8 protein-coding genes are annotated in these 7,358 nt (G+C 65.1%); 5 read left to right on the top strand and 3 right to left on the bottom strand.

Annotated features, from left to right (window positions below; genetic code table 11):
• The 3 genes from WAO18_RS01615 to WAO18_RS01605 all read left to right on the top strand — a co-directional run.
• Window positions 1–570 (top strand): flavin reductase family protein (locus WAO18_RS01615; RefSeq protein WP_422203321.1); only part of this gene is annotated, 570 nt, incomplete at its 5' end.
• Window positions 571–596: 26 nt separating this feature from the next.
• Window positions 597–1,703 carry a fatty acid desaturase family protein gene (locus WAO18_RS01610; protein WP_422203320.1) on the top strand — a complete coding sequence of 369 codons (1,107 nt, stop codon included), beginning with the start codon at window positions 597–599 and terminating at the stop codon, window positions 1,701–1,703.
• Window positions 1,704–1,777: 74 nt separating this feature from the next.
• The gene (locus WAO18_RS01605) at window positions 1,778–2,662 is read left to right on the top strand and encodes an alpha/beta fold hydrolase (RefSeq protein WP_422203318.1); all 885 of its coding nucleotides are present in this window, start codon (window positions 1,778–1,780) and stop codon (window positions 2,660–2,662) included.
• Here WAO18_RS01605 and WAO18_RS01600 read toward each other — a convergent pair whose 3' ends face one another.
• Window positions 2,663–3,274 (bottom strand): TetR/AcrR family transcriptional regulator, encoded by a 612-nt coding sequence (locus WAO18_RS01600; protein ID WP_422203317.1) that lies wholly within the window; start codon window positions 3,272–3,274, stop codon window positions 2,663–2,665.
• A 130-nt stretch (window positions 3,275–3,404) separates the two neighbouring features.
• Between WAO18_RS01600 and WAO18_RS01595 the strand changes: the two genes are divergently transcribed.
• Together WAO18_RS01595 and WAO18_RS01590 are read left to right on the top strand one after the other, a co-directional pair.
• Window positions 3,405–4,733, top strand: coding sequence for a cytochrome P450 (locus tag WAO18_RS01595; protein ID WP_422203315.1), 1,329 nt, complete (start codon window positions 3,405–3,407; stop codon window positions 4,731–4,733).
• A gap of 11 nt (window positions 4,734–4,744) precedes the next feature.
• Entirely contained in the window at window positions 4,745–5,206 is a 462-nt protein-coding gene (locus tag WAO18_RS01590; RefSeq protein ID WP_422203314.1) for a PaaI family thioesterase, read from the top strand.
• A 157-nt stretch (window positions 5,207–5,363) separates the two neighbouring features.
• Here WAO18_RS01590 and WAO18_RS01585 read toward each other — a convergent pair whose 3' ends face one another.
• Both WAO18_RS01585 and WAO18_RS01580 read right to left on the bottom strand, forming a co-directional pair.
• Window positions 5,364–6,197 carry a class I SAM-dependent methyltransferase gene (locus WAO18_RS01585; protein ID WP_422203312.1) on the bottom strand — a complete coding sequence of 278 codons (834 nt, stop codon included), beginning with the start codon at window positions 6,195–6,197 and terminating at the stop codon, window positions 5,364–5,366.
• The gene (locus WAO18_RS01580; protein WP_422203310.1) at window positions 6,194–7,303 is read right to left on the bottom strand and encodes an NmrA family NAD(P)-binding protein; all 1,110 of its coding nucleotides are present in this window, start codon (window positions 7,301–7,303) and stop codon (window positions 6,194–6,196) included. The genes WAO18_RS01585 and WAO18_RS01580 overlap by 4 nt, the downstream gene beginning before the upstream one ends.
• Window positions 7,304–7,358 lie beyond the last annotated feature (55 nt).

Below are 7,358 nucleotides of genomic sequence, written 5' to 3'. Positions count from 1 at the left end.
CTGCGCACACTGGTCAACGAAGGCCACAGCGGTGAGATCGCATTCGTGCACTACGCGCGCAGCCGCGCCGAAGCCTGCTACTACGACGAGCTGGCCGCGATGCCCGGTGTCCGGGTGCTGCACGGCTACACCCGATCGACCGGCGGCGACCTTGAAGGCCGGTTCGGTGCCGAGCACCTGGCGGCGGCCATGCCGGAGCCCGATGCCGTCTTCGTGTGCGGCCCAGCGGCTTTGGTCGATGCCGTCCGCGAGCACTGCGAGGATGCGCAGGCGGAAAGCTTCGTTCCGCCCACGCTGGACATGCCGGCTGAACCGTCCGGCGGACGGGTCACGTTCGCGGACAGCGCAATTGAGGTTACCGACGACGGACGCTCGTTGCTCGAGCAGGCGGAGTCGGCCGGACTGAACCCGGCAAGCGGATGCCGGATGGGTATCTGCCACACCTGCACCCGCCGCAAGACCAGCGGTGTTGTGCGCAACCTGACCAGTGGTGCCGTGTCGACCGCCCCCGACGAGGACGTGCAGATCTGCGTGTCCGTCCCCGTCGGCGACGTCGATATCGCTCTCTAAGCCCTATAAGACTAGGAGGCTTTGACATGACTCAGCCCAAAATCACCCTGACGCCCGAGCAGGCCGACGCGTTCGGCGCTGAACTCGACGCGATCAAGGAGCGCGTGATGGCCGACCTCGGCCAGCGCGACGCCGACTACATCCGTGGCGTCATCAAAAAGCAGCGCGCCCTCGAAGTCGGTGGCCGCGCGTTGCTGATGGCCGTCATTTTCCCGCCGGCCTGGCTGGCCGGGACGGCCATGCTCGGTGTCTCAAAGATTCTGGACAACATGGAGATCGGTCACAACATCATGCACGGGCAGTACGACTGGATGCGTGACCCGGCGATCCGCGGCCAGGAGTTCGAATGGGACACCGCGTGCCCAGCCGACCAGTGGCGGCACTCGCACAACTACATGCACCACACCCACACCAACATCGTGGGCATGGACCGCGACATCGGCTACGGCATCCTGCGGATGAGCGAAGACCAGCCCTGGAAGCCCTACTTCCTGGGCAACCCGGTCTACGCCTTTCTGCTGATGGTGCTGTTTCAGTACGGGGTAGCACTGCACGAATTGGAAAGCGAACGCATCACCTCCGGTGAGATTCGGCTGGCGGACAAGCGCGAAGTCCTACAAGAGATTTGGCGCAAGACCCGCAAGCAGGTGCTCAAGGACTACGTCGCTTTCCCGCTGCTGGCCGGGCCTTTCGCCCCGTTCGTCTTCACCGGTAACCTGACCGCCAATCTGATGCGCAACGTGTGGTCGTACATGATCATCTTCTGCGGCCACTTCCCCGACGGCACACAGGAATTCACCGTCGAGGAGACTCAGGGTGAGTCGCGGGGTATGTGGTACTTCCGTCAGGTCCTCGGCTCGGCAAACCTGACCGGCGGCAAGCTCTTTCACATCCTTTCCGGTCACCTGTCGCACCAGATCGAGCACCACCTTTTCCCGGACATGCCGGCTCACCGCTACTCGGAGATCGCGTCCGAGGTGCAGGAGATCTGCAAGCGCTACGGCATCCCGTACAACTCGGGATCGCTGCCCAAGCAGTTCGGCACCGTGGTCCGCAAGATCATCAAGCTGGCCATGCCGCCCAGGCAGCGCGGCGACGTCAAGCCGAAAGAACGCGACCTGGTCGCCGCCTGAGCGGCACGGCCACGCCGGACCGGGACCACACAGGTGGTTCCGGTTCGACGCGTTGATCGGTTACGTTGCAACGCATGGTTGCGCTGCCCGCCCTCGACGGTGTCGATCACAAGTTCATCGAGCTAGGTGACGGTGTGACGATCCACGTCGCCGACGCCGGGCCTGCCGAGGGGCCGCCGGTGATGCTGGTCCACGGCTTCCCGGAGAACTGGTGGGAGTGGCACCAGCTGATCGGACCGCTGGCCGCCGACGGCTATCGCGTGCTGTGCCCCGATTTGCGTGGCGCGGGCTGGAGCTCGGCGCCGCGGTCGCGATACCTGAAGAACGACATGGCCGACGACCTCGCTGCCGTGCTGGATCGGCTGGGGGTCGGGCCGGTCAAGTTGGTGGCACACGACTGGGGCGGGCCGGTCGCGTTCATCATGATGCTGCGCCACCCGGCGAAGGTGACCGGCTTCTTCGGACTCAACACCGCGGCGCCCTACGTGCAGCGCGATCTGTCCTCGATGCGGCATGCCTGGCGGTTCTGGTACCAGATTCCGATGGCGCTGCCGGTGATCGGCCCGCGGGTGATCGGTGATGCCAAAGCGCGGTTCTTCCGGATGCTTGGGTCCTGGGTCGGCGGCGGATTTCTGCTGCCCGAAGACGACGTAACGCTGTACATGGAATGCATGCGCCAGCCCGGGCATGCCGTCGCCGGTTCGCGGTGGTATCGGACTTTCCAAAGCACCGAGATGATGCGCTGGCTGCGAGGCGAATTCGACGACGTGCGTGTCGATGTCCCGGTCCGCTGGCTGAGCGGCACCGCAGACCCGGTGCTCACGCCGGACCTGATCGACGGATATGGCAAGAACATCAACGATTTCGAGGTCGAACTGGTCGACGGTGTCGGCCATTGGATCGTCGAACAGCGTCCGGATCTGGTGTTGGACCGGCTGCGCAACTTCCTCAAAATCTGATCAGTGGCGGTAGCCGACCATGGCCACCGACGCCTGCACCGCGGGCTCGACGATCTCGCGCACACTGTGCCCGTCTTCGACCGCCAGAGCCGTCAGTTCGCGTAGACCGCCCACCAGGATCACGGCTTTCGCCTGGGTCAAGGGCGGCAGGTCCGCATTCTGAATACCCGGGCTTTCGCTGAGGTTCACCAGCAGGCTGGTCAGCAGCTGCATCCCGCGGCGCTGGAACGGTCGCGCGGCCGCGTCCAGCGACGGTAGCTCGCGGATCCAGCTCAGCGTGAGTTCCGGTCGGGACTCGATGTGGCCGACGTAGGCCTCGACGGCCTGACGGATCTGGGTCTGCCAGTCGGCGTCGGGCTCGACGGCGGCGCGGATGGCCTCGCCCAGTTTCCCGACGTCGGCATGCAGCAGCTCGAGAAAGCACTGCTCTTTGCTCGGGAACTGGTCGTAGAACGTGCGCTTGGATGTGCGGGCGTGCCGGACGATGTCGGCGACCGTGCTGGCGCGGTAACCGCGCTCGGTGATCGAGGCCGCGAGACCGTCGAGTAGGCGCTGCCGAAATGGGTCGACCTCAGTGTGCTCGGTCGACGCGGCATCGCTAGCGACGGTCATCGCCATGGCGCCTCCTTCTGCGAAAACCCGGTTCGGCTCAACCCTTGCCAGCACCTGGTACCACACGGTACCGTACCGGAATGAGTCGTGGTACGGCGCAGTACCACACCGATGTTGGGAGTGCACCGCAATGAGCACCATCGACACCCGAGCGGCTTCGACGACGCCCGCCGCCACGTTGCCGCCGGGGCCGCGGATTCCAAAAGCGTTGCAGGGATTGGCGTTCGCGTTCATCCGGCGGCAGTTCATGAACGAGATGGCGCACCGCTACGGTGACATCTTCACGCTGCACGTGCCGGTGTACGGCCCGATGGTGGTGGTGGCCAGTCCACAGCTGGCCAGGCAGGTCCTCACCGCCAACCCACAAGTGCTCGGCAACATCCAGCCGAACCTGAGCCGATTGCTCGGATCGGGTTCGGTGTTCGCGCTGGACAACGACGATCACCGGCAGCGCCGCCGGCTGCTCGCTCCGCCCTTTCACGGCAAGAGCATCAAGAACTACGAGTCGATCATCGAAGAAGAGACCCTGCGCGAGATCTCCGACTGGCCGGAGCACACCGCGTTCGCCACGCTGCCGTCCACGATGCGCATCACGCTCAACGCAATCCTGCGAGCGGTATTCGGCGCCGAGGGCGCCGAGCTCGACGAGCTGCGGCGGATCCTGCCGCCGTGGGTCACGCTGGGCTCGCGGATGGCGTCACTGCCCAAACCTTCCCGGACTTATGGTCGCTTCTCGCCGTGGGGCCGGCTGGGAGAGTACCGGCGGCGGTACGACGCCATCATCGACAAGCTCATCGCCGACGAGAGGTCAGACCCGAACCTCGAGCATCGCACCGATGTGCTGGCGATGATGCTGCGCAGTACCTACGAGGACGGTTCGGCCATGTCGCGCAAGGACATTGGTGATGAGCTGCTCACCCTGCTCGCCGCCGGACACGAGACCACCGCATCCACGCTCGGCTGGGCGTTCGAGCGGGTCAGTCGGCACCCTGAACTGCTCACGGCCCTGGTCGCCGAGGCGGACACCGACGACAACGAACTACGGCAGGCGACGATCCTCGAGGTGCAGCGAAGCCGAACCGTCATCGACGCCACCGGCCGACACGTCCACGCACCGATGTTCGACGTCGGTGAATGGTCTATCCCGCGTGGGCACACCGTGATCGTGAGCATTTCGCGACTGCACGCCGACAATGGGTTGTTCCCCGACCCGGACCGGTTCGATCCGCAGCGTTACGTCGGAATCAAGCCGCCCAGCTTCGGCTGGCTCGCATACGGTGGCGGGGCCCGGCGCTGTGTGGGCGCCGCGTTCGCCAACATGGAGATGGACGTGGTGCTGCGAACAGTGCTGCGCCACCTCACTATCGAAACCACAGACGCCCCAGCGGAGAAGTTTCATTCTCGGGGTGTCGCCTACACCCCGAAGGGCGGCGGAAAGATCGTGGTCCGTCGGCGATAGGATCATCGCTCGTGACTACCGATGACAACCAACTCGTCGATCTGATGAACGGCGCCCTGGGATCCACCATCCCCACCGCCAAAAACATGGGTGTGCGAGTTGTGCAGGCCCGTCGAGGTTTTGCCGCGGCCACGGCTCCGGTCGAGGGCAACGGAAACCACTTCGGTGTCGTCTACGCCGGTGTCCAGTTCACCGTGGCCGAAATACTCGGCGGCATAATCGCTTTGAGTACCTTCGACAGCTCCAAGTACTTCCCGCTGGTCAAAAACGTCGACATCGCGTTCGTCGGCATGGCGCGGTCCGAGTTGCGGGCGCAGGCCAGCCTCGATGACGAGACGATCGCCCGCATCGAAGCCGAGGCGGCCGAACGGGGCAAGTCCGACTTCACTCTCGAGGCGGTGGTGACCGATGCCGACGGTAAGACGGTGGCCACCACCCGCGGTCTGTACCAGCTGCGCGCGATCGGAAGGTAACCGCGGTAATACCATTCGGTGGTCACGCTGACGAACTGCGGCAACGTGGCGATGTGGTGCGTGGCGGAGACTACGAGATTAGGCACGAAGAATAGCAGGTAACCGATCGCGGTGAGCCGAATCATCCATGGCAGCAAGGTGACTGGCTCACCTCGATTCATGGCGTAGCCAGGGCAACGGCCTGGATCAGCCGAATGCGATCTTCACGGGCGTTGCCAACCAGGTTCTTGACCTTGGCCTCGATGTCGGGCACAAGAAGCTGCAGACCAAGCTGATCGGCGGGTGCATCGAGTATCGGCGTCATGGCCGCCACGGCGAACTCGGTCAGGTCGTTCCACACGTCGAGCGCGAACCCGGCATCCTGCAGTGTCGTGGCGAGCTCATCGGGCGTGATGAGGTGGCTACGCTCGGGTATGTCGGCCCACGGGACCGGGAAAACGAGGGGCTGCCGGGGGCCCGACGTGGCGTCCCAGAGCGCGAGTCGGCCGCCGGGGCGCAGAACGCGGCGCGCCTCGCTGTACAGCTTTCGTTTATCGGCGACGTTCATCTGGACATGTTGGCTGACAACGACATCGACGCTTGCATCCGGCAACGGCAGGTCGGTGACGTCTCCTTCGATCACCTCGATCCGGTCGTCGAGGTGAACCAGTCCGTTCAACCACCGGGCGGTGTCGCAGTATTCGGCGGTGAGATCGATCGCAGTCACGCGGCAGCCGTACTTGACGGCGAGCAGACGGGCGGTGCCGCCGATGCTGCTGCCGGCGTCGAGGACGTGGTCGGATGCGGCGACGTGGGCGGCGTCCAGGAGCGCCGTGGTGCCTAGCAGACCCAGGGAGTGGAAGTGCTCGAATGAGGCGAGCCCACCGGCCAAGTCATCGGGGGTCAGCGCATTGAAATCCTTTCCGGCAGCGGTCAATGCGGCCTCGATACGCGCGCGTACTCCTCCGATGGCGTACTGTGCCGCCGCATCCACGGCAGGCCGGCCGGTCATCGTGCGACCGCCGAGGCCGTGCCGATCCGCGGCAGGTGCGCGTGACGGATCCGGTCGGGGTCGTGGGTGCGCTGCCAGAGATCGGAGTCGATCGACAGTGTTCCGATGGACGCGCCGTTTTGGAACGTGCGCAGGTAACGCTTGCGGTTCGGAGCAGGGGCGACAACCGATTTCGCGAGCAGGCGCATGGCGTGGGCCATCCCGGAGAGGCCGCGTGTGGTGCCGGGCATGGTGGCGAGATAGCGGCGAGCGATCGTTTCCATGTCCTCGGCCGGCCGGCCGGTGAGCCGCTCGACGACATCGGTGGGCGCGTTGACGGCGAAGGTGCCGCGTTTGAGTTCGTCGACGTACCACTTCACTTGGATGAGGTTGTACTCGTCGAAGCCGATCGTGCGGGCCGACTTCGCCAGCATGGTGAACGGGATGTCGAGGTAGCGGATCGTGCGGCCGAACACTCGGCTGAGGATTTCGGCGTAGCCGCTGGGGCTGACCAACTCCGGGCCGGTGGGACGGTAGCTGCGGCCCAGATGCGGTTCGGGATCTACCAGTAGTGCCGCCGCGACCGCGCCGATGTCCTCGTTGGACGGCGGGGCGTTGAGCCCGTCTCCGAAGGGCAGGGTCAACACCCCGAACTGCGCCACTGAGTCCAGCGGGTAGGTGTAGGTCTCCGCGAAGAAACCGGCGTTGACGGTGATCGACCCGACCGTCGGCATCCAGTCGAACACTCGGTCAGCGAGCCACGCGGCGCGGGTCTGCGCCGAAAGGTGACCGGGGTCGGCCAGCCATTGACTCATCGATACCACGACCTCGAGCCGCTTCTCCTCGGCGATGGCAGCGAAAAGGGTGGCGGCTTCCAATGCACTCGGCATCACCGGTGCCGTCCAGTAGGCACGCTGCACGCCGTCCAGCGCGTTGCGCACATCGTGCACGTCGTTGACATTGCCTACGACGATCTCTGCCCCCCGGCTCCGCAGCGGCGCGGAGCGCTCGTCTTCGCGATGGACCATTGCGCGAACCGGAAGGCCGCGTGACAGCAATGCCAGCGCGGTATGACGGCCGGTCTTGCCCGCTGCCGCGGTCACCAGGGTTGTGGGTTTTGTGCTCATGCGGGTCACTCCTTGTTGACTCGGGTGTTATTTGGATCGTGAAAAACGTTGCACG

Source organism: Mycobacterium sp. (assembly GCF_049278535.1).
GTDB lineage: Bacteria > Actinomycetota > Actinomycetes > Mycobacteriales > Mycobacteriaceae > Mycobacterium.
This window is presented reverse-complemented; position numbering and strand designations above follow the sequence as displayed.

What these genes read in the sequence shown, in the direction of transcription:
- WAO18_RS01585 (WP_422203312.1), bottom strand. Translation starts at nt 6,197, where the DNA reads ATGACCGGCCGGCCTGCCGTGGATGCGGCGGCACAGTACGCCATCGGA.
- WAO18_RS01595 (WP_422203315.1), top strand. Translation starts at nt 3,405, where the DNA reads ATGAGCACCATCGACACCCGAGCGGCTTCGACGACGCCCGCCGCCACG.
- WAO18_RS01605 (WP_422203318.1), top strand. Translation starts at nt 1,778, where the DNA reads ATGGTTGCGCTGCCCGCCCTCGACGGTGTCGATCACAAGTTCATCGAG.
- WAO18_RS01610 (WP_422203320.1), top strand. Translation starts at nt 597, where the DNA reads ATGACTCAGCCCAAAATCACCCTGACGCCCGAGCAGGCCGACGCGTTC.
- WAO18_RS01600 (WP_422203317.1), bottom strand. Translation starts at nt 3,274, where the DNA reads ATGACCGTCGCTAGCGATGCCGCGTCGACCGAGCACACTGAGGTCGAC.
- WAO18_RS01580 (WP_422203310.1), bottom strand. Translation starts at nt 7,303, where the DNA reads ATGAGCACAAAACCCACAACCCTGGTGACCGCGGCAGCGGGCAAGACC.